Below are 577 nucleotides of genomic sequence, written 5' to 3' on the forward strand. Positions count from 1 at the left end.
GTCCGCGCCAGCCTCGGCGGCGCGGTGCTGGCCGACGCCGCCCGCGACCTGGCCGCGCTGCCCTGCGCCGGCGACTGGGTGCTGGTCGGCACCTGGCCGGACCGGCGGCGGACGGTCGAGGCGGTGCTGCCCCGGCGCACCGCGCTGGTCCGGCGCACCGCCGGCAAGGACGCCAGCGGGCAGGTGCTCGCCGCCAACCTGGACACCGCCGCGGTCGTCGAACCGGTGCACCCGGAACCGGACGTCGGCCGGATCGAGCGGGCGCTCTCTCTGGCCCACGAGTCGGGGGCCCGGCCGCTGATCGTGCTCACCAAGGCGGACCTGGCGGCCGACCCGGCGGCGATCGCCCGGCAGCTCGCCGCCGTGGCGCCCGGGGTGCCGGTGCTGCCGGTCAGCGCGGAACGCGGTACCGGACTCGACCCGCTGCGGCCCGAGGTCGCCGCCGGTCGCACACTCGGCCTGCTCGGCCCCTCCGGCGCGGGCAAGTCGAGCCTGGTCAACGCGCTTACCGGGGCTCTGGTGATGCCCACCCAGGCGATGCGCCGGGTGGACGGCAAGGGGCGGCACACCACTACCA

General features: G+C 78.0%; 1 protein-coding gene. It reads left to right on the top strand.

The features are described 5' to 3' along the window. Positions 1 to 577, top strand: a 577-nt coding sequence (rsgA, locus tag DKL51_RS09680; RefSeq protein WP_124811966.1) for a GTPase RsgA, incomplete at both ends; no start/stop codon positions are given.

Origin of the sequence: Micromonospora globispora (assembly GCF_003857015.1) — a bacterium.
Classification (GTDB): Bacteria; Actinomycetota; Actinomycetes; order Mycobacteriales; family Micromonosporaceae; genus Micromonospora; species Micromonospora globispora.